Raw genomic sequence first — 24868 nt, 5'->3', positions numbered from 1 at the left:
AAATATGCTCATAATAGAGAGTTTATACTTTTTGTGCAGTTTTTACAGCCTGTAGCCGGTATTTTTCCGAAAATAAAAGACTGTACACCTTTTTATTTCCCGGTGTACAGTCCGTTCTTTCTGGTATCTGTTATAATTCTTCTTTTTTCTTTCTTCCCAGACGGATATCTTCCATATGAGACTTTAATTCCGGGGTCATGCTGTCAAAGAGGTATGTTTTGCTACTGTCTCGGCGTTCCTGCCATTCTTCCCTCATCTGCTGCTTTGCGGAGGCAATCTCCTCTTTAAAACCGCGGGCTGAGATTCTGGCAGCTCCCTGGCCCATGATGATGATCTGTTCCAGGCCATCGGATGTGGCAACTGTCACATTATGTTTCCGTCCGATTTTATGGACAGTACGCTCAATATACTGGTCTGCGGTCTCTGCTTCTCTGGTATAAACCACATGGATGTTATGGTACTGGAAGGTTTCCTCCGGATGGCCTTCCACACGGTAAGCGTCAAATACCAGGATCAGGATACAGCCTTTGATGCCCTGATAATCACTTAATATGTCCATTAAACGGGTCTGGGCCGCATGAAAATCAGCCTGGGCAAGATCTCTTAAATCTTCCCATGCAAAAATAATGTTGCATCCATCTACCAGAAGATAGTCGTCTCTGTGGATGGCAGGATTGCTGTTTCTCCAGGCACCCTGACTGGTTTTCCCCGGAAGTTCTGAAGATTGAGAGCGTTTTCCACTGTTTCCGTAAAAGCTGCTGCCGCTTTCCAGATTTCCGAAGCTTCTGCTGTTGCTGTTATATTTCTTCGATTTCACAGGACCGAAAGTTTTCTCAAAGATTGCCTTCAGCTCTTTCTCCTCTTCGTAGCTTCCATACATCGAAGTATATTTCCCACGGGAGGTTTTTCCTGTCCCATAACTGGTACTGTGTGTATCTTTTCCCTGCACGGAATATCCTCTTCCGGAAGCTTCCGCAGTTCCCGTACTGCTGTCACCGGAATCATCATACGCATCGTCCCAGTCCTGGATCTCTGCACCGTCCAGATGCATATATTCCTCTACCTCATACCACGGAACCACAAAACCTGCTCCGTGAGCACAGAATACAGATCCCGTAGGATTCTCAAGATCTCTCTCGGAATCATAGCCGATCTCCTGGACGATCTGCTCCTGATCCTGGCATGGTTCATAGCCTTTCAGCGTACAGGTGAGATGGCCTTTTCCTCTTGTGTAGGAAATTACCTGGCTCTGATAATCCCGCATTTTTGCAACCGGTGCACTGCCTGTGATCACAGCCAGTTCTCCCTCTGTCTCCGGTCCCTGGAAGTTTCCCTGCATCCGCTGGATATCGGTCATGGCACGGCCTACATTTTCGGCCGGAAGTTCCAGCCGGAAACTGTAGTATGGCTCCAGAAGGACGGTTTTCGCCTTTTTCAGGCCCTGACGCACTGCACGGTAAGTTGCCTGACGGAAATCTCCGCCCTCTGTATGCTTCTGGTGTGCCCGACCAGTAAGAAGTGTAATCTGCATATCTGTGATCGGTGATCCGGTAAGTACACCAAGATGCTCTTTTTCTTCCAGATGGGTGAGGATCAGGCGCTGCCAGTTCCGATCCAGCTGGTCTTCACTTGCCGCTGTAAAAAACTGCAATCCGCTTCCTCTCTCTCCCGGTTCCAGAAGAAGATGCACTTCCGCATAATGGCGCAGTGGTTCAAAATGTCCTACGCCTTCCACCGGTGCGGCAATGGTTTCCTTATATACAATATTTCCGGTTCCGAACTCCACAGCCACATGGAAGCGTTCCCAGATGAGATGTTTCAGAATCTCAATCTGCACCTCCCCCATCAGCATGGCATGGATTTCCCCCAACTGCTCATCCCACATAATGTGAAGCTGCGGTTCTTCCTCTTCCAGCTCTTTCAGGCTTTTCAGCATCTTGTGGGCATCGCAGCCCTCCGGAAGGATGATCTGATAATTCAGCACCGGCTCCAGAACCGGCATGACAGACTCCCGCTCAACACCCAGGCCCTCTCCCGGATAGGTTTCGGTAAGGCCTGTTACCGCACAGACGGTTCCTGCCTCCGCTTCTTTGAGCATCTCAAACTTCGCACCGGAATAAATGCGGATCTGATCCACTTTTTCCTCCCAGATCTCTTCTTCCGGAATTCCTTTTCTCCCTGCATTGGTAAGCGTTTCTTTTACTTTCAGGCTGCCGCCTGTGATCTTCATGTAAGTCAAGCGGTTACCCTGATCATCCCTGGCGATCTTGAAAATTTTTGCACCGAATTCAGATGGGCAAACAGGCGCTGCCATATAGGTTTCCATACCGTGAATGAATGCATCTACGCCTTCCATTTTCAGAGCTGAGCCAAAGAAACAGGGGAAAAGCTTCCGCTCCAGGATCAGCTTTACCACAGCTTTCTTTTTGATAATCCCTGTTTCAAGAAAGTTTTCCAGAAGATTTTCATCACATACGGCGATATTTTCCAGAAAATCATCGGTTCCGTTGATATAGTCGCTTTTTTTGCTGTCTGCAAAACGTCCATCATGATCCATCTGCTTTTCCACTCCGGATTCATTTTCAGGCTCACCGGAAGTTTTCCCGAAGTTATCCACCTGCTGCATGGCTTTCCCGGATTCTTCTGCACCGTGGCACTCCAGTTCTCCACCAAAATCCACACAGTTTCCACTTAATTTCTTCTTCAGCTCCTGAAGAAGACCCTCTCTGTCTGTTCCGTCCTGATCCATTTTGTTCACAAAAAGAAATGTGGGGATCTTATACTGTTCAAGAAGTCTCCACAGTGTCTGGGTATGGCCCTGCACACCATCCGCTCCGTTGATCACCAGAATCGCATAATCCAACACCTGCAGTGTGCGCTCCATTTCCGCAGAAAAATCCACATGCCCTGGAGTATCCAGAAGCGTCACATTAAACGCTCCCATAGAAAAAACTGCCTGCTTGGAAAAAATGGTAATGCCTCGTTCCCGTTCCAGTTCATACGTATCCAGATATGCGTCTTTATGATCCACACGTCCGATCTTCCGGATCCTTCCGCATTTAAAAAGCAGGCCTTCCGATAAAGTTGTCTTTCCTGCATCTACGTGAGCCAGCACACCCAGGCTTATTTGTTTCTGTTCTTGTATCTTCTGAGGTTTTTCACCCATGAAATACCCCTTTCTTTTCTATCGTAATTACATCATCAGAAAATCTTTGTCGTCCACTTGCTCATATCCCATACTTCATTTACCACATCCTGATAAAATTCCGGCTCATGGCAGATGAGAAGGATACTTCCGCGGTATTCCCGGAGAGCTTTTTTCAGCTCGTCTTTTGCATCCACATCCAGATGGTTGGTGGGCTCATCCAGAAGCAGGATATTGGTATCACGGTTCACCAGTTTGCAGAGACGGACCTTTGCCTGCTCACCACCGCTTAAGACACGGACCTGGCTTTCGATGTGTTTGGTTGTAAGGCCGCATTTTGCCAGTGCGGAACGTACCTCATACTGGGAAAATGACGGGAATTCCTGCCACAGTTCTTCGATACAGGTGGTCTTGTTCTCGCCTTTTACTTCCTGCTCAAAATATCCAATTTCGAGATTTTCTCCCTGCTCCACACTTCCGGAGATCGGTTTGTTCAGGCCAAGAAGGCTTCGTAACAGTGTCGTTTTACCGATACCATTGGTTCCTACCAGGGCAATCTTCTGTCCACGCTCCATGGTAAAATTCAGCGGTTTGGAAAGTGGTTCATCATATCCGATGACCAGATCATGTGTTTCAAAGAGCATTTTTCCCGGTGTGCGTCCATAGCGGAAATTGAACTCCGGCTTCGGCTTCTCTGCTGCCAGCTCGATCACATCCATCTTGTCCAGTTTTTTCTGGCGGGACATGGCCATGTTTCTTGTGGAAACACGGGCTTTGTTTCTTGCCACAAAGTCTTTTAGCTCACTGATCTCCTGCTGCTGTTTCCGGTAGGCCGCCTCCAGCTGTGCCTTCTTAACCGCGTAGACTTCCTGGAAGTGGTCGTAGTCTCCTACATAACGGTTCAGTTCCTGATTTTCCATGTGATAGATGATATTAACCACAGAATTCAGGAACGGAATATCGTGGGAGATAAGGATAAAAGCATTCTCATAATCCAGGAGATATCTTTTCAGCCATGCAATGTGTTCCTCATCCAGATAGTTGGTTGGCTCATCCAGAAGCAGGATATCCGGCTTCTCAAGAAGCAGTTTTGCAAGGAGTACCTTGGTTCTCTGGCCGCCACTTAAGTCTGTAACGTCACGGTCCAGTCCCAGATCCAGAAGTCCCAGTGCTCTGGCAACCTCCTCTACTTTTGCATCAATGGCGTAAAAATCGTGAAGTGTCAGTTCATCCTGAATGGTTCCAAGTTCTTCCATCAGCGCATCCATCTCGTCAGGATCTGCAGTTCCCAGTTTGTCGCAGATCTCGTTCATGCGCTCTTCTTTTTTGAGAAGGGGATCAAAAGCGGATTTCAGCACCTGTCCGATGGTCATGCCTTTTTCCAGCACTGCATGCTGATCCAAATAGCCTGCGTGGACATTTTTTGCCCATTCTACTTTTCCTTCATCCGGCATCAGTTTTCCGGTTACGATGCTCATAAATGTGGACTTTCCTTCGCCGTTGGCTCCTACAAGCCCAATGTGTTCTCCCTTCAGAAGCCGGAAAGATACGTCTTCAAAAATCGCTCTGTCTCCAAATCCGTGAGTCAGGTGTTCTACATTTAAAATACTCATTTGTTATATTCCTTTTTATTGTGATTTTTGTGTTATATTTTGTTTTCCTTTATATAATGCTATAGTATTATACTTGATATTCTTCTCTGCTGTAAAGCCAAATCTCCGTATCCTCTGCGTTCGTATAACAATCTTTTTTTCCTTGCCAGTTATCACAAAATCGCTTATTCTTATAACAGATAAAAAATCGCATATACATCATATATAAAGGAGGCACAATTTTTATGGCAAAGATCGATCATGCAGCGATCCGTACTTCTTCCTATGAAGATGCACAGAAATTTTTTGAGGATGTTTTTGACATGCATATGTGGCGGGAAATTGGGGAAAAACCGGAGCGCAAATGCTGGTTCCGGGAAGGTATCCAGCTCTGCGAAGTTTCCAACATCAACACAGAGGCAGAGAACGGATATGACCACATTTCCATCGCCGTTGATTCTGTGGAAGAAACCATGGAAAAGATCAAATTTTATCCGGTAAAAACCATCAATGACCACTGGTTTTCTCTTCCGGATGGAACACGGATCGAACTGAAACTGCTGGCTAACTGGAAAGTCAACGACTGAGAAAAATCCAATATAAAACGGATCTGTGTGAGAATCATTTATTTTATAATTCATTCTCACCAGATCCGCTTTTTATTTTTATAATATTTTTTTACATACTGATGATTCCCAGTACATTTGCAATGGAACTTAACAGTACAATGATCAGGCAGACAGGTGCCAGATACTTAATAAAAAACTTGTATAGCCCTTTTCTGCGGAATTTCGAAGACTGTTCGATCTCCGCCGCGATCCTGTCATATCCCACAACACGTGTTACCAGGAAACAGGTGGCAAGTGCTGCCAGAGGCATCATCACGGAGTTTGTCATAAAGTCAAAGAAATCCAGGAAATTCATTCCGAAGATCTTCAGGAAATCCAGCACCCCATATCCCATGGAAGATGCAGTTCCGAACACAAACATGATCACTGCCATCAGGATACAGCATTTTGCCCGGCCCCAGTGAAGCTCATCCATAAAGGTAGATACGCTTGTCTCCATCAGAGAAACCGCACTGGTCAGTGCCGCAAGAAGAACCAGCACGAAAAACAGGATTCCTGCGCCGGTTCCTACTCCCATGGTTGCAAAAACCTTCGGCAGTGTGATAAACATCAGCGATGGCCCCGCCTGCAGAGTCTCCGGATTTCCGCCGGAAAAAGCAAACACAGCCGGAATGATCATAAGTCCTGCAAGGATGGCAATCCCTGTGTCAAAGATTTCCACCTGTGTGGTAGACTGTTCCATATCCAGCTTCTTATGCATATAGGAGCCATAGGTATATAAGATACCCATTGCAATAGAAAGCGAATAAAACATCTGACCCATGGCTGTCACAACTGTCATCCAGGAAAAATTCTTAAAGTTCGGAATCAGGAAATATTTTACTCCTTCCATAGCTCCTGGCCGTGTCATTGAATAAATGGCAACAATCACAGCCAGAACTACCAGAACCGGCATCATGATCTTTGACATAAGTTCTACGCCATTTTTTACGCCGCCAAGGATGATGGCAAATACCAGCACTGCAAACACCAGAAACCAGGCTTCCACCTGCCAGGAATCCGCAATAAAACTTCCAAAATAACCATCTTCGGAAACCTTCTGCACATTTCCTCTTAAATACTCCACCAGATACTTGATAACCCATCCACCGATGGTGCTGTAATACGGCACGATCAGCATCGGGATCACAGCGTTCAGCCATCCACCGATCTTAAACGGTGCGCTCTTTCCAAAATGTTCAAATGCTCCGACCGGACTCTTACGCGTCATTCTTCCCAGCGCTGTCTCCGACATGATCAGCACATATCCAAATGACACGGTCAGCAGGATATAAACCAGCAGGAACATTCCTCCGCCGTACTTCGCCGCCAGGTAAGGAAAACGCCAGATATTTCCCAAACCTACCGCAGATCCGGCAACAGCCAGCACATAACCGATCTTCCCGGAAAAACGTCCCCGCTGATGATGGCTGTGACCGGATTTTTTCACTTCACTCATCCATAAAACCCTCCTTAAATTCCTGTGTAAAAAAAACTCCCACAGGATCGCGCCTATGGGAAGTCCGTATGATAATATAGTATCAAAAAATGGGGGAAATGTCAAAAGAAAGGATAATGTCCTTTTCTTACATATAAAAAAACCCCGGAACCAAAAGGTTCCCGGGGTTTGATGTTCTGATATTCGATATATCGGTCTGATTATCGTTTGGAGAACTGCGGAGCTCTACGAGCAGCTTTGAGACCGTATTTCTTACGCTCTTTCATACGTGGATCACGTGTAAGGAATCCAGCAGCTTTAAGAGCTGGTCTGTAGTCGTTATCTGCCTCGAGAAGGGCTCTGGAAAGACCATGACGGATTGCTCCAGCCTGTCCTGTGTATCCACCGCCGCGAACGTTAACGATCACGTCGAATTTACCCTCTGTCTCTGTTAAAGCCAGTGGCTGACGAACGATAACTTTCAGAGTCTCAAGTCCGAAGTACTCATCGATGTCTCTTTTATTGATAGTGATTTTACCTGTTCCAGGTACCAGGTAAACTCTTGCGATTGATTTCTTTCTTCTTCCTGTTCCGTAGAATTTTGCGCTAGCCAATGTTTTCTACCTCCTATTAAAATGTTAAAACTTCAGGCTTCTGAGCCTCATGTTTGTGCTCTGGTCCTGCGTATACGAAAAGTTTCTTGTTCATAGCTCTTCCAAGAGGTCCTTTCGGAAGCATTCCCTTAACTGCGAGCTCGATAACCTTCTCAGGTTTCTTTGCTAACATTTCTTTTAATGTGGTTTCTTTCATTCCACCAACATAGTCGGAGTGGTTATAATAAATCTTCTGCTCAAGCTTCTTGCCTGTAACTTTGATCTTATCAGCGTTTACAACGATTACATAATCTCCTGTGTCAACGTGCGGTGTAAACTGAGGTTTGTTCTTTCCTCTTAAAACACTTGCAACACCGGATGCCAGACGTCCCAGAGTGCAACCCTCTGCGTCAACTACATACCATTTTCTTTCGATTTTATCCGGATTAGCCATATAAGTCTGCATGGTCCTACCTCCTGTTATTTATCAACGATAATGTTTCTCAAACCGCGGTACTTCCGCGAAAAAAAGTAAATGGAAACGCGGGTGCAAAATAAATCGCGGAAATGTCCGAAACCGCTGATAAAATGCCATCGCCGGGGCTATTGGCTCAAGCATCTTCGCACTACGTCACATTGAGTTATTATATTATAAGGGATTCTGCATGTCAACTGTTTTTTCGTGTAATTTTCAACAAAATTTTCAATGTTATTACGGTTTGCTTTTCTGACTTTTATGCCTTCTTCCCACTGATCGGAATCAGTATCTTCAGTTCAAACCAGTTATCTCTCTGACAGGCTACTGTAGATCCACCATATTTTTCCACAGTCGCGCAGATACTCTTCATTCCATAACCGTGAAGCCTCTTATCCTTCTTGGTAGTCACCGGCATTCCATTACGAAACCGGATCTTTTCATCGCAGTAATTTTCTGTCCGGATTCGCACGAACTGTTTTTCCCTGGAAACATAAAGCCAGATAAGACGTTTCTCCTTCTCTTTCTGCCTGCTGACACTCTCAATGGCATTGTCCAGCATATTTCCAAACAACGCACTGATATCCATGTCATCCATGAACGAAAGACTCTGACCTTCTATAATCACCTTCAGTTCGATCTCCCGTTTCTGACATACCATGGATTTATTGGTAAGTACCGCATCCAGAATCCGGTTTCCTGTCTTGTTCTGCGTCTCATAGACCTTGATCTCATGCTCCATTTTGTCCAGATAATCTCTGGATTTCCCTGCATCTGCCTGACTTCTCAGAAGATTGATCTGATGCTTCAGGTCATGATATTTCTGATTGACCACATCTATGCTCTCCCTGGAAAGCTGATAATTCTTATACTGCATCTCCATGATATTACGAAGAGCATTTTTTTCCAGACGGAGCTGCATCTCTTTTACCTGGATGTGATAAGCATACAGCACGGCCATTCCACTTAAGTCCACCAATGTACGAATAATAAAAATATCCATGGCAAAGCGTCCGCTGAATAGTCCGTTCTGATCCAGATAACTTAAATTGCTCATGCCGAAAACAGCAGCCGCAACGATCACGACAACCAGCAGCTCCCGCCTGGTCACATTCAGCTCTTCGATATCTTTTTTGAGATAACACTCAATAAGAAAAAGCAACCCGAATAATCCCAGATAAACCACTGCCATGATCACCCACTGCCACCCAAAGCTGCATCCTGTCAACTCATGGATATAATAAAAGACCTGCCAGCACAGAGAAGCTCCAAATTCTCCGTTTATAAATGCTTTCACACAGAAAAATCCGGCCTCCTTCACTGTGAAACAGTTGCACAGATAAATATACCCGTACATCAATCCGATAATCACCACCATAGCCGGAAGAAACAATGCCTTACCAACTCCGTGGGTCCATGTCATAAATAACAAAAGGAGGGCAAACTGAATGCAACTTACCACTCCCAGCTTCCATCCTTTTCGTTTCTTCTCATTGGAGCCTGCGATCACAAGCCCGGACATGGCATAAGCTATGGCATAGTAATAACCAGGTGTATTCAACACCTCTCCTGCATTCATTTGCCCACCTCATTCAGATATTCATTTAATGCGTCAAGAAATGGTTTCCGTCTGCTGCGGCTGACCTGGATCACATCGCCGTTTACGCACACATCACTTCCCACATAATTCTCCACGTATTCCAGATTCACAAGATAACACCGGTTGCACCGGAAAAACTTTACAGGATCAAACTGGCTGTCTGCGTCCTTCATAGTTCCCTTGGTGCTGTATTCCCCCTCTGTTGTGTGGTAGATCAGAAGATGATCCTGTACCTCCACATAGCAGATCTTCGACACATCCAGCTTCTGTTTTCCGCCTTTCAGGGAAATGGTGATATATTCCCTAGCAGATGTTTTTACACGGGAAAGTGCTCTTCCCATACTCTCCGAGAAAGAGAACCAGGAAATCGGCTTCAACATATAATCCAACGCATTTACCTTATATCCCTGTATGGCATACTGAGGTGCATTGGTGATAAAAATGATCTCCACATCCTTATCCAGCTCCCGGATTTTCTCTGCTGCCTTCATTCCGTTCATAAAAGTCATCTCGATATCCATCAGAAGCAAATCATAGTCTGCAGAATATCCTGTGACAATATCCTCGCCATCCTGGAATTCCTCTATGGAAAATTTCAGTTTCTGTTCTTTTTCGTATCTGTGGAGACAGTCCAGAAGTGCTCTTCTGTCCTGCTCACTGTCTTCCACTACCGCAATGCGGACCATCGCTGCCTTCACCCCCATGAAAACTACTTTTCACATGAGTTCAGTATACCAAGAAAGCCTCTTTGAAACAACAGAAAAATCCGTCATATCCGACGCAAACTTTATTCTTCCCAGGTTCCGCCAGCTGCAAGTACTGCAGCTTTCTGATTCTCTTTGATGATCCTGTGATCTTCCTCGATATGCTTCTCCACATCCAGTCTGCTCATCATAAATACGATGATGGCAAAAGTGATCACTTCCATTCCAAGAAACGCAAAAGCAAGTACATTCTCTACTCCGCCCATCTGACGGTATACCACCTGTCCCGTATAATCTGCCACATTATTGATAATGGTAAGTGTGGACGAATCACAGGCAACACCGGTATTGGTATATCCTGCAAATGTAAGAAGTCCGTTGATAATTCCCGTACAGATTCCAGTAAGACCTACCATGATTGATCCATAAACAGACATGGTAAAACCATCACTTCGGAAACCGTTTTTTGCTTCCAGGTGATCCAGCACATCGGAAAGAAGTGCCATGGTCACATACATGGCCGGGATACTTCCAATGCCCTTCAGGACCATGCCTACACACACCAGAATAAAGCTGTGCACATCAATAAAACATACCAGGCCTCCAACAACAGAAAAACAAAGTCCCAGCACAACTGCACGTTTTTTTCCAAGCTTATTGGCAATAGGCCATGCCACAAACATTCCAATGGCAGTAGGGATTCCTCCGATCAGTCCAAGGGTTGACATCAGAGTTCCTGACGTCTGTTCCGGATTGGCAGAATTAATCACGCTGTCAAACATCCATCTGGCATAAAAACTCATGGAGCTGTTTTTTACCAGCTGTCCCATCTGGAAAAGCAGGAAATAGAGAATGATGATCCACCAGTATTTGTTACGGATGCATCCCTGCACCTGTTTCTTTAACGGAATTTTTTCTTCCTTTATATTCAGGTTGATATTTTCTTCTGTGATACGCTCTCTTGTAAAATAATATTCCAAGAGAATGCCAACGAAGCAGAACAGACACAGTACAATGGAAATGATCCTCCAGTGTGCATAGCTTGCCTCAACATTAATCTCGCCATTCTCTGCAACAAAAAGATAACTCTGCAGAAGAACCGGTACCACAATACTTGCTCCGATCCCTGCGGAAGCTACCATAGCTGCATTGGAAAAAGTTGCAAGCATGCCTCTCTGTGAAGAATCCCTGGTAGACAGCGCGACCATGGAACTGTGTGCTGTGTAAAAACATGGATAGGCAAGCGCATAGTACAGGTTATAGGACACTGCGATCCAGATCATCTGAATACCCCCGCTCTGTCCGGTCGGAGTCATAAACAGAAGGATCACAGCAACTACTACCATCGGCGCAGACAACAGCATGTATGGCCTTGCCTTTCCCTGGGAAGTTCTTGTATTATCAATCCATCTTCCAATCAGGAGATTTCCAAGTACAACGAAGATCACGGATATCACCGGCAGCATAGTCGCAAACACACCAAATCTTGTCCAGCCAAGAACATCCACATAATAACGGTTCAGATAAGCACCGAAAATGGAATTCGCAAGCATGGCACAAAATGGTGCCAGGAAATATCCGATGATCATCTCAGGTATCTTTACATTATCTGATTTTATTTTTGTACGAAAAATCGGGTTTTCCACAATTTTTGTGATTTTCATAAGATATTTCCTCCTACTTCAGATCAAATGAGTGGAAATCAAAAGAACCTTTTCCTTCATAGCAGAAAAACAATGCTTCTTTTTTTCCAAGTCCGGTAAGTTTCGCAGAAAATTCTTTCCGCTCTCTGGATACCTTTACCGGGATCTCTGCTGCCGGCTTCTCATTTTCCCTGGTTCTTATATAAACCGTTCCACTGGCATTTCCACAGATATTGATACGAATTTCCTTTGTTTCAGATAAATCAAAATATTTATATCCCGCTACTGATCCATCACACATATGTGCCACATACTGATCCTCACCGGATTCTCTGTCTCTGCCCTTCTGGGTAAGATAAGGATGACCAGCCTTCGGATGCTTCAGCATGCTTAAAAAACGGGTGCCTTTTTTTCCATATACATTGCAGGCAATATAGGAGGGATAATGTCCAGTCCCATTTAACGGACTTCCATTTAATCCGCAGGAAGTCATCTCAGCCTGACAGAATTTTCCATCTTTAAACTGGATTTCCTCTGCACATGCCTGTCTGGAAGACTGCTTACGGTTGCTGTGTCTGTGATAAAAAACGTAATATTTTCCATTGATCTCAATCAGGCTTCCATGCGTATTGCCTGTGGAGTTTTTCGCATGGTTTACATCATTTACCCCAGGAAGTCCGATATCACCGTTGCTGACCAGAATTCCTCCGTACTGAAAACCGCCGGTCGGGTGGTCGCTGACTGCATAGCAGAGCTCATGACTGTTCAGGGAACTGTAAATAAAATAGTAGGTTCCGTTAAATTTCCGCATGGAGCTTGCCTCAAGAAATGCATGTCCTTCATATGGAGTTCCTTTGGACTCCTTCTCTCCTGCCACGCCAATGTAACCAGGACCTTTTTTTACGGTGAGCATATCTGACGGATCCAGCTCAAAGCACATCGGTCCATGCTCTGTAGGTTTGGATCCATCCAGAAGAATCGGATTTCCCTGCAGCGCAAAACCGGTATAAAGATAAAGCTTTCCATCATCATCCATAAAAATCGCCGGATCAAACTGGAATGGCTCCCCTTTTTTTCCAATTGGAGTATTGTCTTTATAGTGTACGTAGCCGTAGAACTCATAATGACCTGCAGGTTTGTCACAGACCGCAACCGAGATCATCTTGGTTCCACCCATAAAATAATAAAGGTAAAAACGACCATCAGGCCCCTGCACCATATCCGGTGCAGCGAGGCCATTGGTCAGACGGATTCGCGGTGCCGCGGGATCCTGCTCTCTCTTATAGATACATCCTTCATATTTCCAGTTGCCCAGGTCATCCACCGGCGCTGACCAGCAGACGTAATCACCCAGACAGAAATTCAGTCCGTTAAACAGGTCATGGGAACCGTAAATATAAATTCTTCCGTCTACGATATGCGGTTCCGCATCCGGTACATATTCGTAGCTTGGCAGATACGGGTTGAATGCCTGTTTTGTTTTCATCAAAATTCCTCCATATAATATACAATTCTGTTTCTTTACGCTTCCATTTTTCTTCTGTTCAGGAAACCGGAAATAATCGCAATCACAAGTGCCAGTACATAAGCTACAACAGCCACCTCAAAAGAAACGGTCAGCTTTGCGAGACCTACGCTGACGCTCTGAATATAAGATGCTGCGTTTTTTGCAAAAATGGCAGTTGCAACAGCTTCCAGAATCGCATAAACAATTGTCATGTTATCCCACATGGGGCGGTATCCCTTTGCCAGTGTCAGAATCATCTCCATAAGTCCTGCCACAACAGCGATTACGGTAAATACAATAATTACAGCTTCCAGATTATTTTTTTCAGTGCCATACATAATATATCCGATCAGTGCAACCACAAGGGCAATCACAGAAAGTCCTGATACATAAATGCCGGCTGCTGCTTTTCCAAAAAATTCCTTGATGCTCATCCATTCTTCCTCCTACTGCTCTTTTCTGATCTTACGTGCCTTACGGATGTAAAGTGCCAGACACAGAACTGTCAGTACACCGAAGAGTACATCCACACCGATCAGGCCTTTCTGCCATACAGTAAGTACATAATCTACACTTGTGCTGTCTGTTACACCATTCATAAGGTTGCTGTTTACATACGCATACAGTGTGTAATGAAGAGATTCTTTGATCCGATTCTGGATGGCAAGATCATTCTTCACAGTCTTTGCATTCAGATCACTGTAGGAATCCAGGCTTGTATTAAGAAGAAGATCTGTTCCTGCAAGAAGTCCCTCTTCCCATCTCTGATAATCCTCAGAGGAAAGCATATCGGTATTCTCCCAGCCTTTGAATCCCCATTCATTTCTCACAAGTTCTGCGCTCAGACCTTCGCTCATTCCAACCCATGTACAGCCGATACGGTTGTATGCGTTCATAAGACCCTGGGCCTGTCCTTTTACAAAGCTGATCTGGAAACCACGGAGTTCGTTTTCACGGAGTGCCTGCTCATTTCCAAATGTAGCAACACCACTTCTGTTTACTTCCTGGTTGTTAAATGCAAAGTGCTTCGGTGCAAGGATGCATCCTTTCTCCTGCGCTTTCAGGATCTCGGAAGCTCCCAGCTCTCCTGTCAGGACACTGTCCTCGGAAAAATACTCCTGGTTTCTTCCACAGTACGGTGTACGGTGCAGGTTCAGTCCTGGTGCATAAATGGTTGTGATATTGCTCCACAGAGAATCCTCCGCAAAAATATCTCCCTGCTCCGCTGCAAGATCTTTATTGAAAGTTGCCGCAAGTGTAGGCTCTGTCGGAAATGTTCCGCATTCATAAGATGCATTCTCATCCTTGGAAGAAACATAACATGGATCCCCGGACTCGCTTGCTTTCCAGTAAGTAGAAAGTGTTTTTCCACCAAATGCATCCAGAATTCCATTCGGTCCATCTGCATCACAGCCACCTACCAGGTCAATGGAAGCGATCGGCTCAATACCGGATCCACCAAGCTGGATAAAATTGCATGCCTCGTCCAGGCTGATCTGGCTGAGCAGCTGATCCCATTTCTCATCGTCATAATCAAGGCCTTTCAGATCAATAATGTGAAGATCACCATCCTGTCCCCATTTTACCTCAGAGGTGTCATCGTCTTTGGAAACCGTATAGGTATCTCCTTTGATCAGCTTCTGCATATCTTCAGTAGCTTCAACACTGTCATAAGCTTTCGGCCAGGTTGCCTCCCAGTCATTTCTGGAAAGATAGGTAACTGTTCCATCCTTAAAATTATTAAGATCTGCCTCTTCAAACTGGTTCGTAATCTCATTTCCTGTTGCAGAAGACATTGCATAAGTAGTTGTATCAAGACTGTCCTCTTTATAGGACACTGCCAGATCTTTATTTCCATCTGCATCCATACCATCTGCAGTTGTATAACCTTTTGCCGCAAGGATATTATTCAGTGCATCATGTGCGCCGTTTCCAACTGCGAAATAATAGTCACCTGCGTCCATAATATAGGTCTTTGCTGTTGTATAATCATAGCTTGCAAAATATTCCTTCGGAGCTATAACTTCCACAGTTTCGGACTCACCCGGTTTCAGCTCTTTTGTTTTCTCAAAACCAACCAGCTGAACGGAAGCTTTTTCCACATTGTTTTCTTCGTCATAGTCTGTATAAGGAGTTTGTGCATAAAGCTGTACTACATCTTTGCCCGCCACATCTCCTGTATTTTTCACCTCAACGGAAACAGTTACGGAATCGCCCTCATAATCGAAGTTTTTGATATTCTGCTCAAATGTTGTGTAGGAAAGTCCGTAGCCGAATCCATAGGAAACTTCCTCATCATAGTTCCAGGTACCATTATCATTGGAAGCTCCTGCCGCACTGTCTGCATTTCCCTGTTTCAGAACCGTGTCTTCATATCTTGTTTCATAATATTTATACCCTGTATAAATGCCTTCGCTCTCTACCAGATAGTTGGAGCCACTGTAATTGGATGCCCCAAAATTGTCTTCTGTGGCATTTGTGAACGTATAGCTTCCGAAGTTTACCATAGCCGGTGAGGAAACAGAGCTTACTGCATAAGTATCTGGCAGATGTCCGGAAGGACTTACCTCGCCTGTGAGAACGGATGCAACTCCCTGAAGTCCTACAGTTCCAGGTTCACCGATCCAGAGAATACTGTCGATATCTTTATCCTCCTTCAGTTCCTCGATCTCCATAGGATTGTCAGAGTTGATAAGAACAATAACCTTGTCAAAATTCTTCTTTGCTTCATTAATCATGTCTCGCTCTACATCCTGAAGTCCAAGTGCCAGATGTGTTCCGTCACCATCCTGCACATTATCTGTGCTGGTTCCGAAATCATCGGCCTCACTGCCCTGGCGTCCGATCACAACAACTGCCGCATCATTATAATCACTGTAGCTCCCACGCTCGGTATCTGTGTATTTCTCAACAGGAACTTCACCTGTACGGATCGTCTGAGCTTCCATCTCGGCACCTGTAAAACCAAACCATGTTGGTGCAAGTGCCATACGCTTGTAATCTTTACTCATCTTCTCATAGAAGCTCCACATAGTAGGATTTACCTGAATTCCCGCATTTTCAAAGCAGTCCTTGAAACTTAAATCCTGTTTTGCAGGGGAACTGCTTCCTACTGTTCCGCCATATACAGGCGCATAACTTGTCATTCCAAAAAGAGTTACCTTTGGAGAATTTTTAAGAGGAAGTGCCTGGTTATCATTTTTCAGAAGCACCGTTCCTTCTTCCTGGATCTTTGTCATAACATCATTTCTGGCATTGATAAGATCTGTTGTGTTGTCATAATCCGACTTGTAATAATAGGCATCATCGCTGTCGCTGGTCTCACCGGAAACGGAAATATTCGTTGTTCCCAGATATTCATTGATCTTTGATGCCCATGCATTGGCAATGGTCGTTGTTCCAAGTGCCACTACCAGCAGCGAGGATGTGAGGCCTGTAAGACCACGCAGAGCCCTTGTGGATCGTTTGTTCTTCATCTTCTCTTTCCTCCCGAAGTTCTGTTTATCAGTTGTATGGAGTATAGCATTGAATTTTCACTCTTTTGCATTTTTACCGCCAACGGTAATTTTTTGAACGTAATCGGAATCAGATTTTTGTATAGTTTCACCATGTATTATTAATATTGCACATATTTTTTGTATAGTTTTTATGCAATTTTCACAAGTATAAAGTAGGCACGTTCCGTAGTCTGCCTGTGGATCTTTATCTTTGCATCGGGACGATACAGCTGTATGTATTCTTCTCATCCTCAACACGTACCACTGCATTGCCGCTTTCTCTCATACGTATCACAGCCATAGCTTCTCCGTAATACGTCTTTGTGGTATCCTGTGCATAATTTCCTTCCACATACGCACAGGCGCTGCCAAGGCCTTCCAGAGTTCCGTTCTCTACAGAAACCTTTAGCTCATGTTTTTCCATGGGTTTCCAGTTTCCCTGACTGTCCGTATACTGCAGCGGAATAAAAACAAGTTCTCCCGGTTTTGCTGTTTTCGTTTCCGGATGAATCGACAGCATCGTATCTTTTTCTGCTGTTTTCAATGTCTGTCGTCCCAGCTCACATCCGTTTTCACTGTAAGAGATTGCTGTGATCTCACCGTCATGATAGGTTACATTAAATTTTGTCCTGCATTTTTTTACTTTTTTCCGGCCTGCAGTTTTTCCGTTGATTTTAAGTTCCACCTCTGCTGCCCGGGCAAAAACTTCCACTTCTGCACTCTCACCATCACAGCCACGCCAGGACCAGCTCTCCACAGCTTTCGTAAGTGCCCATCCTGTAAGCTGAAGTTTTTCTTTCTGATATACAGGCTTCACCGCAATAAAAGGCCCCTTTGCCTGTTCAAACGCGACTCTTGTGTAAGCAGCCTCGGCTCTTGGTTTTCCAAGAAGATCAATACGTCCGTTATTTCCTGTCATTCTGGTATGCGGCTCCAAACCTTTATAATCACTGTACTCTGCCGCACCATCACCGGTTTCGCCGATATAATCCCATCCGGCCCATACAAAATCTCCGATAATCCGGTTATTCTTTTTTGCAATCTCCCAGAAATCATAGGCATCCTTACAGAAGGTCTCACTTCCCAGAATCAGACGTTTCGGATATTTTCTTAAATCATGTTTATAACGGAAGATCCCGTAATTATATCCTGCAACATCCATGGCTGCATAGGCATCTTTTGTCTTCCAGTCACATGGAGGAAGGGTAGCTCCCATTTTCATGAAATAATCTCCTGCAAGGCATGCCAGTGTATTATAGAATTCACTTCCTACCGGCTTTTTCTTTTTTGAAGCATCTTTTGCCGCATTTTCTGCTGTTTTTTCCGCCTTATCATCACTGTATACACCAAGACCGATGGAACTTAAGAAATTAAAGAAAATGTTAATTCCACAGGTAACCGGTCTTGTGCCATCCAGGCTGTGAAGATATTCAGTCATACATCTGGTAAAAGCAATTCCCTTTTTCTGTGCTGTCTCGGCAACTTCATTTCCTGTAGAATACATAATCACAGACGGATGGTTGAAATCCTTTTCCACCATATCTTTAAGATCCTGTTTCCACCAGTCCTTCAGTTCTGTGGCATAATCATATTTTGTCTTGTGAATATACCAGACATCCACATACTCATCCATCATCAGCATTCCCTGACGGTCACAGGCATCCAGAAATGCTCTGGAGCACGGATAATGAGAAGAACGGATGGCATTGTATCCGTTCTCCTTCAGAATACGTACCTTTCTCTCTTCTGCTTCCGGAAATGTACATGCTCCAAGAAGTCCGTTGTCGTGATGAACACAGGCTCCCCGGAGAATCACCCGCTTTCCGTTTATGGTCATTCCCTCCCGTTCATTCCAGTGAAGGGTGCGCACTCCAAAATGCTCTGTCACCTGGTCGTTTCCAAATGCTGCATTTAAGGTATACAGATGTGGAGAATCCGGACTCCAGCGCTTCACATCCGGGATTTCCAGAAGGAATACTGCTTTCTGCTCCTGGCCATTACTTTTGGAAACTATTCTCTTTTCCGATATTTTTTCTATCGCAGCCACGATCTGTTCTCCATCCAGAATCTGAACTTTCACAGTCCCTGGAATTGATGTTTTCACCTCCACCTGAATCTGCGCCGGCTCCAGACTGACCGTCTGAATGCGGATTCCATTTACCGGAATGTGTTCTTTTTCTCCCAGATAGAGATTTACCGGACGGTAAATTCCTGTTCCGGAATACCACCGGCTGTTGGGCTGATCTGCATTTCTGGCAATCACGCGGATCGTATTCTCTGCTCCGTACTGTAGAAATTCATTCAGCTCCACATAAAAGTTTGTGTATCCATAGGGGCGAAATGCCGCTTTTTTTTCATTAATATAAATTTCCGCATCATGATATACACCTTCAAACTCCAGAACTGCTTTTTTATCCACATCTTCTGCCGGGACAAAAAATCTCTTTGTGTATTCATAATCGCCGCCAATATACCAGCCGATATTTCCTTCTCCCTGACTTTCTTCGCTGCGCTGCTCACTGCGCATGGCATCATGAGGCAGCGTTACTTTTTTCTCCGGTTCTTCTCTTGTCAGACATCTGCAGATCCAGTTTTTGTTAAAATCTCTTTTTTCCATCTTTTATCCCTTTTCTCTCATACAATAAAAAACCGGGCAGCACATTCTTCTGTGTTGTCCGGCTGCGTTCTCTCTGTAATAAACTATAACTGCTGCATTCCGAAAATGCAAACACAGTTGACGGTCAAAACCTGACCGTTCACGGAGAGACGATTTTAGTTATTAATTATATAAATCCTTTTTTTCGTACCTTCCGGTAAACCAGGATCTGATACAGCACAACGCTGATCCATCCGATTCCTGTGGCAAAGGCGACAGCCTCAAGTCCCATTCTGCCGATGAGCAGATAAGACAGAACCACTCGAATGGATATATGCAGCGTGCTTCCAATCACCGGGACGGAAATCTTTCCGATTCCACGGAAGAATCCCACCCCTGCGTTTCCGATGAAATTCAGGATATAAAAGACAGATACCACATTCATATACAATACGGCATTTTTCATTACGGTTTCTGACGGATTCCCCATGAGAAGCTGTACCGCGCCTCTTGTCAGGGTTGCCTGCAGGACAGACAGAATGATGACAAATACGATCATCAGCCCAAGCCCCTGATGAAATCCTTTTAGCGCTCTCTTTTTATCTCCTGCGCCACGGTTCTGGGCCACGAATACAGAGATTGCTGTGGAACCGCTGTCTCCGAAGGAATTGGAAAATCCTTCAATTCTGGTGGTCGCCGTATATGCGGAAATGATCTCTGTTCCACCGGAGTTTACCGCTCCCTGGACCAGCATCTTTCCAATGTAGATACTGGACTGATGAAGGGCAGACACCGCCCCGAAATTGGCTGTCCGCTTCAGAAGCGGCAGATCCATTCCCATATCCTTCCGGCTGAAGAAAAAAATTGGATGTTTTTTCCTCATGATCCACAGACACACTCCTGCAGAAAAAAGCTGGGCGATCACAGTAGCCAGTGCAGTTCCGGCAGTTCCCATATGTAATCCCAGCACAAAGGCAACATCCAGTGCCAGATTCATGCACATGGCAATAAAAAGGGTCCATAACGGTGTTTCCGTATCCCCGGCAGCTCGAAGCACCGCAGAGCACCAGTTATAGAGAAAGGTGGCAGGAAGTCCGATAAAAATGATCCGAAGATATGCCACAACATAAGGCTCTACCTCCAGCGGTGTCTGGATCAGGCCCAGCACCGGATACAGAACCAGAAGGCTTACAATACTCAAAACAATGGTAAAGCCCCCTCCCGCACTCAGCGAAAGGAAGCTTTCTTTTCGAAGTTTTTCATAATTTTTCTGCCCGTAGAGTTCTGCAAAAATAATGGACATTCCATTACATCCACCATTGAGAATAAAGATAAACAGATTCATGATGCTGCCCGCAACACCAATGCCCGCAAAGGCCTCCGTTCCCACATATCTTCCCACGATAAAAGAATCTATGGTGTTGTAAAACTGCTGCAGGATATTTCCAAGTACCAGAGGAATGGTCAGCGCGATCAGTTCCCTCCGGATATTCCCATGCAGCAGATCCTGTGTATTTTTCATTTCAGTGCCTCTTTTTCATACCTTTTTCAGAAAAACTCAATTCCCATCAGTGTCAACCCCTGTGCCGGAGCTGTGGGGCCTGCTGCAGCCCGGTCACAGGCTTTGAGGATTTTGTCCATCCGTTCCGGAGGATACTGCCCGTTTCCGATCTCAATCAGGGTACCGGAAATAATACGCACCATATTGTAAAGGAATCCGGTTCCGGAAACACGGATGGTCACCATATCCCCGTCTCTCCACACATCCATGGAAGTGATGGTACGGATGGTTGTCTTCACCTGAGCGCCGGAGCCGCAGAAACTGGCAAAATCATGGCGCCCGATCAAATAAGAAGTTGCCTCCTTCATCTTTTCCACATCCAGCTTGTAATGGTAAAAATACGAATACAGTCTTTCTGTGGGAACCGGGAATTTCCGGTTCAGGATACGGTACTCATATGTTTTTTCACTGTCACAGTAGCGGGGATGGAAATCCGGCTCCACCTCCTCAGAAAGCTGGATACGGATATCTTCCGGAAGTCTCTGGTTCAGTGCATAGGAAAACTTTTCTCCGGGGATCCTGGACTCGGTATCAAAAACCGCCACATTTCCAAGGGCATGTACCCCTGCATCTGTACGGCTGGCACCGATAGTCTCTATCTTTTCTCCAAGCAGTTCACTTAAGGTATCGTTTAATACACCCTGGATGGTCGTTCCGTTTGGCTGTGTCTGCCAGCCGGAATAATGCGTTCCATCGTAAGCCACTACAAGTCCTACTCGTTTCATAAAATACTATACCTCCTGTGGTTACAGTCCCACTACACGGAACACCACTCCAACTGCAAGATATGCCACAAGGATTACAAATGCAATGTAATCTCTCTTCTCATAATGCAGCGGTTTCATCTGAGTTCTGTGATCGCCGCCGTGGTAACATCTGGCTTCCATAGCCATGGCAAGGTCATTGGCACGGCGGAACGCAGAAATAAACAGCGGAACAAGAAGGGGTACCATGTTTTTTGCCTTCTGGATCAGGTTTCCGTTTTCGAAATCCGCGCCTCTGGCGATCTGTGCCTTCATGATCTTATCGGTCTCCTCAAGAAGGATCGGGATAAAACGAAGGGCAATGGACATCATCATGGCGATCTCATGAACCGGTACACGGATCTTGTTCAGTGGGCGGAGAAGTCTCTCCAGACCGTCGGTAAGGTGATTCGGTGTGGTGGTCAGTGTCATGATAGATGATCCGATCACAAGATAAACAAGACGGATTGCCATTCTTCCTGCAAGAACAAGGCCTTCCTTTGTAACCTTGATGATTCCGAAACGCCACAGCACTTCACCAGGCGTCAGGATAATGTTGAACACAACGGTGATCAGAAGGATCATCACGATGGCCTTCAGACCTTTGAACATGAATTTCACAGGAACTTTGGAGATTGCGATCATGGCTACCAGAAATACGGTTGCCACCGCATATCCAAGAAATGTATGGAACAGGAACACGGAAATCAGAAATCCCAGAGTTCCCAGAAATTTGGTCCGTGGATCCAGTCTGTGAAGAACGGATTTGGCCGGATAATACTGGCCGATAGTAATATCTCTGATCATTTTTCCGCTCCTCCTTTTTTCAGTAATGGAGAATCTGCTGCTTTCAGCGCGACAAGAATGCTGTTTCTGGCTTCCTCCACTGTCGTGGCATCTGCATCCACATTCATTCCGTGTTCCTTCAGAGCATGCATGATATAAGTGATCTGCGGTGCTGCAAGTCCCATGGTTTCCAGTTCTTTATAATGGGAAAAAACCTTCTTGGGTTCATCATCGAATACCGCTTCTCCATGGTTCATAACAATGAGACGCTCCACATATTTTGCAATGTCTTCCATGCTGTGGGACACCAGAACAATGGTGATTCCTCTCACTTTATGAAGTTCCGCGATCTGGTCCAGGATATCGTCCCTGCCTTTCGGGTCAAGGCCTGCTGTTGGCTCGTCCAGGATCAGGATCTTCGGGTTCATGGCAAGTACACCTGCGATAGCTACTCGTTTTTTCTGACCGCCGGAAAGCTCGAATGGAGATTTTTTGAAATTGGACTCTTTTACTCCAACCTGTGTCAGTGCCTGTTTTGCCTCTTTCTCTGCTTCCTCCCTGGAAAGTCCCTGGTTCATAGGACCAAAGCATACATCGGAAAGCACATCGTTTTCAAAGAGCTGATGCTCCGGATACTGGAACACCAGGCCGACTTCGCTTCGGAGCTGCTTCCGGTCGTATTTTTCTGCCCACACATCTTCTCCGTTATACAGAATCTGGCCGGATGTGGGCTGTACCAAAGCGTTCAGATGCTGGATCAACGTGGATTTTCCGCTTCCTGTGTGTCCGATGATTCCGATAAACTGGCCATCCGGGATCACAAGGCTGACATCTTTCAGCGCATGGCTCTCATAGGCTGTCCCGGGGCTGTAGGTATAGGTTACATTTTTTAATTCGATTGACATAATGCGCTCACCAGCTCCTCTGTAGTCAGTATTCCATCCGGAACATCCACGCCGGATTTCTTCAGTTCATATGCAAGAAGTGTCACCTGCGGTACATCCAGACCATATTTCTTCAGGGTATCCACCTGGGAAAAAATCTCCTTCGGATTTCCCTGCATTACAACATTTCCGCTGTCCATGACATAGACACGGTCTGCATGGATCACTTCCTCCATATAATGAGTGATCAGGATAACGGTTACTTTTTCCTTACGGTTCAGTTCCCGCACGGCCTCCAGAACTTCTTTTCGTCCGTTGGGGTCCAGCATGGCGGTTGGCTCATCCAGAATGATACACCGCGGACGCATGGCCATCACACCTGCAATGGCTACACGCTGTTTCTGACCGCCGGAAAGTTTGTTTGGTGACTGATAGCGATAAGCTGTCATGCCGACTTTTTCCAGACTGTCATCCACACGTTTCCAGATATCGTCTGTAGGAATTCCCATGTTTTCCGGGCCAAATCCCACATCTTCTTCTACCACTGTTCCTATGATCTGGTTGTCCGGATTCTGAAATACCATTCCCGCCTTCTGGCGTACTTTCCAGAGTTTGGTCTCTCTGGCAGTATCGATCCCGTCCACCAGCATGGTTCCCTCTGTTGGGATCAGAAGCGCATTCATATGCTTCGCCAGTGTGGATTTTCCGGAGCCGTTATGTCCCAGAACTGCCACAAATTCTCCTGCTTCAATGTCCAGGTTTACATCATTGACTGCACGCTGCATGTCTACCACATTGCCATCGTCATCATATCTCTGATAGTCAAATCCCAGCTTGAGCGCCTTGATAATTCCCATCTTTTTGTTCTCCTTAATCCTCTGTAGCTGCCGGTTCAGCAAGTCCGGTCAACTCGTCGATCAGTGCCCATATCTCGTCTCTTCCCTGCTTGGTCTCCGCTGAAAACGGAAGGATCTTTCCTTCTTTCGGAAGGCCCAGTCCGGTACGGATCTCCTTGAGGCTTTTTGCCACCTGGCTGCGTTTCAGCTTGTCAAGTTTGGTTGCGATGATCACCGGTTCATATCCGTTGTGGCAGATCCAGTCATACATCTGCTTGTCATTGGCAGAAGGTTTGTGGCGGATATCCACCAGAAGAAAAACTGCCCGGAGCTCTTTGGAATTATGAAGATAGCCCTCGATCATTTTTCCCCATTTTTCCTTCTCTGCCGCGGAGACTTTGGCGTAGCCGTAGCCTGGCAGGTCTACGAGATACATTGCTTCATTGATATTGTAAAAATTGATGGTCTGTGTTTTTCCAGGCTGTGCGCTGGTTCTTGCCAGAGCCTTGCGGTTCATCAGACCATTGATCAGGGAGGATTTCCCTACATTTGATTTTCCCGCAAAAGCTACCTCCGGCCTTCCTGTGTCCGGGATCTTGCTTGTGATTCCGCAGACAATATCCAGTGATACGTTTTTGATTACCATTCGTTGTTCCTCCC

General features: G+C 45.5%; 19 protein-coding genes. 1 reads left to right on the top strand and 18 read right to left on the bottom strand.

Going from position 1 to position 24868, the window contains the following annotated elements:
• Positions 1 to 130 precede the first annotated feature (130 nt).
• Together G5B06_RS00865 and G5B06_RS00860 are read right to left on the bottom strand one after the other, a co-directional pair.
• Positions 131 to 3166, bottom strand: coding sequence for a translation factor GTPase family protein (locus G5B06_RS00865; RefSeq protein ID WP_173761821.1), 3036 nt, complete (start codon positions 3164 to 3166; stop codon positions 131 to 133).
• A gap of 35 nt (positions 3167 to 3201) precedes the next feature.
• Entirely contained in the window at positions 3202 to 4758 is a 1557-nt protein-coding gene (locus tag G5B06_RS00860; RefSeq protein ID WP_118169371.1) for an ABC-F family ATP-binding cassette domain-containing protein, read from the bottom strand.
• 224 nt (positions 4759 to 4982) lie between these two features.
• On the opposite strand from G5B06_RS00860, the gene G5B06_RS00855 reads away from it, so the two are divergent.
• Complete coding sequence (locus G5B06_RS00855; RefSeq protein ID WP_173761820.1) at positions 4983 to 5324, top strand: VOC family protein; 342 nt, start codon at positions 4983 to 4985, stop codon at positions 5322 to 5324.
• A gap of 91 nt (positions 5325 to 5415) precedes the next feature.
• On the opposite strand, the gene G5B06_RS00850 is transcribed toward G5B06_RS00855, so the two are convergent.
• The 16 genes from G5B06_RS00850 to yihA form a co-directional block, all read right to left on the bottom strand.
• Positions 5416 to 6804 carry a sodium-dependent transporter gene (locus tag G5B06_RS00850; protein WP_173761819.1) on the bottom strand — a complete coding sequence of 463 codons (1389 nt, stop codon included), beginning with the start codon at positions 6802 to 6804 and terminating at the stop codon, positions 5416 to 5418.
• Positions 6805 to 7004: 200 nt separating this feature from the next.
• On the bottom strand, positions 7005 to 7397 hold the full coding sequence (gene rpsI, locus G5B06_RS00845; protein ID WP_021977820.1) for a 30S ribosomal protein S9: 393 nt from the start codon (positions 7395 to 7397) through the stop codon (positions 7005 to 7007).
• A 16-nt stretch (positions 7398 to 7413) separates the two neighbouring features.
• Positions 7414 to 7842, bottom strand: coding sequence for a 50S ribosomal protein L13 (rplM, locus tag G5B06_RS00840; RefSeq protein WP_021650595.1), 429 nt, complete (start codon positions 7840 to 7842; stop codon positions 7414 to 7416).
• Positions 7843 to 8110: 268 nt separating this feature from the next.
• A complete protein-coding gene (locus G5B06_RS00835; RefSeq protein WP_173771139.1) occupies positions 8111 to 9430 on the bottom strand; it encodes an ATP-binding protein in 1320 nt (439 codons plus the stop codon).
• Complete coding sequence (locus G5B06_RS00830; protein WP_330384873.1) at positions 9427 to 10155, bottom strand: LytR/AlgR family response regulator transcription factor; 729 nt, start codon at positions 10153 to 10155, stop codon at positions 9427 to 9429. The genes G5B06_RS00835 and G5B06_RS00830 overlap by 4 nt, the downstream gene beginning before the upstream one ends.
• A gap of 83 nt (positions 10156 to 10238) precedes the next feature.
• A complete protein-coding gene (locus G5B06_RS00825; protein ID WP_148444963.1) occupies positions 10239 to 11819 on the bottom strand; it encodes an MFS transporter in 1581 nt (526 codons plus the stop codon).
• A 13-nt stretch (positions 11820 to 11832) separates the two neighbouring features.
• Entirely contained in the window at positions 11833 to 13284 is a 1452-nt protein-coding gene (locus G5B06_RS00820; protein WP_148444964.1) for a family 43 glycosylhydrolase, read from the bottom strand.
• Between the two features lie 35 nt (positions 13285 to 13319).
• Positions 13320 to 13739, bottom strand: a complete 420-nt coding sequence (locus tag G5B06_RS00815; protein WP_148444965.1) for a hypothetical protein — start codon at positions 13737 to 13739, stop codon at positions 13320 to 13322.
• A 12-nt stretch (positions 13740 to 13751) separates the two neighbouring features.
• Positions 13752 to 16781, bottom strand: coding sequence for a glycoside hydrolase family 3 C-terminal domain-containing protein (locus G5B06_RS00810; protein ID WP_173771137.1), 3030 nt, complete (start codon positions 16779 to 16781; stop codon positions 13752 to 13754).
• Positions 16782 to 17007: 226 nt separating this feature from the next.
• Positions 17008 to 19419 carry a glycoside hydrolase family 2 TIM barrel-domain containing protein gene (locus G5B06_RS00805; protein ID WP_173761816.1) on the bottom strand — a complete coding sequence of 804 codons (2412 nt, stop codon included), beginning with the start codon at positions 19417 to 19419 and terminating at the stop codon, positions 17008 to 17010.
• A 166-nt stretch (positions 19420 to 19585) separates the two neighbouring features.
• Positions 19586 to 20920, bottom strand: a complete 1335-nt coding sequence (locus G5B06_RS00800) for an MATE family efflux transporter (RefSeq protein WP_148444968.1) — start codon at positions 20918 to 20920, stop codon at positions 19586 to 19588.
• Between the two features lie 26 nt (positions 20921 to 20946).
• Positions 20947 to 21684 carry a tRNA pseudouridine(38-40) synthase TruA gene (gene truA, locus G5B06_RS00795; RefSeq protein WP_148444969.1) on the bottom strand — a complete coding sequence of 246 codons (738 nt, stop codon included), beginning with the start codon at positions 21682 to 21684 and terminating at the stop codon, positions 20947 to 20949.
• A gap of 21 nt (positions 21685 to 21705) precedes the next feature.
• Entirely contained in the window at positions 21706 to 22509 is an 804-nt protein-coding gene (locus G5B06_RS00790; protein ID WP_148444970.1) for an energy-coupling factor transporter transmembrane component T family protein, read from the bottom strand.
• Entirely contained in the window at positions 22506 to 23393 is an 888-nt protein-coding gene (locus tag G5B06_RS00785) for an energy-coupling factor transporter ATPase (RefSeq protein ID WP_173761815.1), read from the bottom strand. The genes G5B06_RS00790 and G5B06_RS00785 overlap by 4 nt, the downstream gene beginning before the upstream one ends.
• The gene (locus tag G5B06_RS00780; protein WP_148444972.1) at positions 23378 to 24229 is read right to left on the bottom strand and encodes an energy-coupling factor transporter ATPase; all 852 of its coding nucleotides are present in this window, start codon (positions 24227 to 24229) and stop codon (positions 23378 to 23380) included. The genes G5B06_RS00785 and G5B06_RS00780 overlap by 16 nt, the downstream gene beginning before the upstream one ends.
• Positions 24230 to 24242: 13 nt before the next feature.
• On the bottom strand, positions 24243 to 24854 hold the full coding sequence (yihA, locus tag G5B06_RS00775) for a ribosome biogenesis GTP-binding protein YihA/YsxC (RefSeq protein ID WP_148444973.1): 612 nt from the start codon (positions 24852 to 24854) through the stop codon (positions 24243 to 24245).
• Positions 24855 to 24868: the final 14 nt, after the last annotated feature.

The sequence above is a fragment of the Blautia luti genome (genome assembly GCF_013304735.1).
In the GTDB taxonomy this organism is placed as follows: Bacteria; Bacillota; Clostridia; order Lachnospirales; family Lachnospiraceae; genus Blautia_A.
The sequence above is the reverse complement of the archived record's forward strand: the minus strand, read 5'-3'. Positions and strand labels throughout refer to the sequence as shown.

Excerpts from the sequence above, each read along its gene's own strand:
- G5B06_RS00800 (WP_148444968.1), bottom strand. The coding sequence starts at position 20,920 with ATGAAAAATACACAGGATCTGCTGCATGGGAATATCCGGAGGGAACTG.
- G5B06_RS00850 (WP_173761819.1), bottom strand. The coding sequence starts at position 6,804 with ATGAGTGAAGTGAAAAAATCCGGTCACAGCCATCATCAGCGGGGACGT.
- G5B06_RS00815 (WP_148444965.1), bottom strand. The coding sequence starts at position 13,739 with ATGAGCATCAAGGAATTTTTTGGAAAAGCAGCAGCCGGCATTTATGTA.
- G5B06_RS00820 (WP_148444964.1), bottom strand. The coding sequence starts at position 13,284 with ATGAAAACAAAACAGGCATTCAACCCGTATCTGCCAAGCTACGAATAT.
- G5B06_RS00805 (WP_173761816.1), bottom strand. The coding sequence starts at position 19,419 with ATGGAAAAAAGAGATTTTAACAAAAACTGGATCTGCAGATGTCTGACA.
- yihA (WP_148444973.1), bottom strand. The coding sequence starts at position 24,854 with ATGGTAATCAAAAACGTATCACTGGATATTGTCTGCGGAATCACAAGC.
- G5B06_RS00780 (WP_148444972.1), bottom strand. The coding sequence starts at position 24,229 with ATGGGAATTATCAAGGCGCTCAAGCTGGGATTTGACTATCAGAGATAT.
- G5B06_RS00855 (WP_173761820.1), top strand. The coding sequence starts at position 4,983 with ATGGCAAAGATCGATCATGCAGCGATCCGTACTTCTTCCTATGAAGAT.
- G5B06_RS00785 (WP_173761815.1), bottom strand. The coding sequence starts at position 23,393 with ATGTCAATCGAATTAAAAAATGTAACCTATACCTACAGCCCCGGGACA.
- rplM (WP_021650595.1), bottom strand. The coding sequence starts at position 7,842 with ATGCAGACTTATATGGCTAATCCGGATAAAATCGAAAGAAAATGGTAT.
- truA (WP_148444969.1), bottom strand. The coding sequence starts at position 21,684 with ATGAAACGAGTAGGACTTGTAGTGGCTTACGATGGAACGCATTATTCC.
- G5B06_RS00790 (WP_148444970.1), bottom strand. The coding sequence starts at position 22,509 with ATGATCAGAGATATTACTATCGGCCAGTATTATCCGGCCAAATCCGTT.
- G5B06_RS00860 (WP_118169371.1), bottom strand. The coding sequence starts at position 4,758 with ATGAGTATTTTAAATGTAGAACACCTGACTCACGGATTTGGAGACAGA.
- G5B06_RS00825 (WP_148444963.1), bottom strand. The coding sequence starts at position 11,819 with ATGAAAATCACAAAAATTGTGGAAAACCCGATTTTTCGTACAAAAATA.
- G5B06_RS00810 (WP_173771137.1), bottom strand. The coding sequence starts at position 16,781 with ATGAAGAACAAACGATCCACAAGGGCTCTGCGTGGTCTTACAGGCCTC.
- G5B06_RS00865 (WP_173761821.1), bottom strand. The coding sequence starts at position 3,166 with ATGGGTGAAAAACCTCAGAAGATACAAGAACAGAAACAAATAAGCCTG.
- G5B06_RS00835 (WP_173771139.1), bottom strand. The coding sequence starts at position 9,430 with ATGAATGCAGGAGAGGTGTTGAATACACCTGGTTATTACTATGCCATA.
- G5B06_RS00830 (WP_330384873.1), bottom strand. The coding sequence starts at position 10,155 with ATGGGGGTGAAGGCAGCGATGGTCCGCATTGCGGTAGTGGAAGACAGT.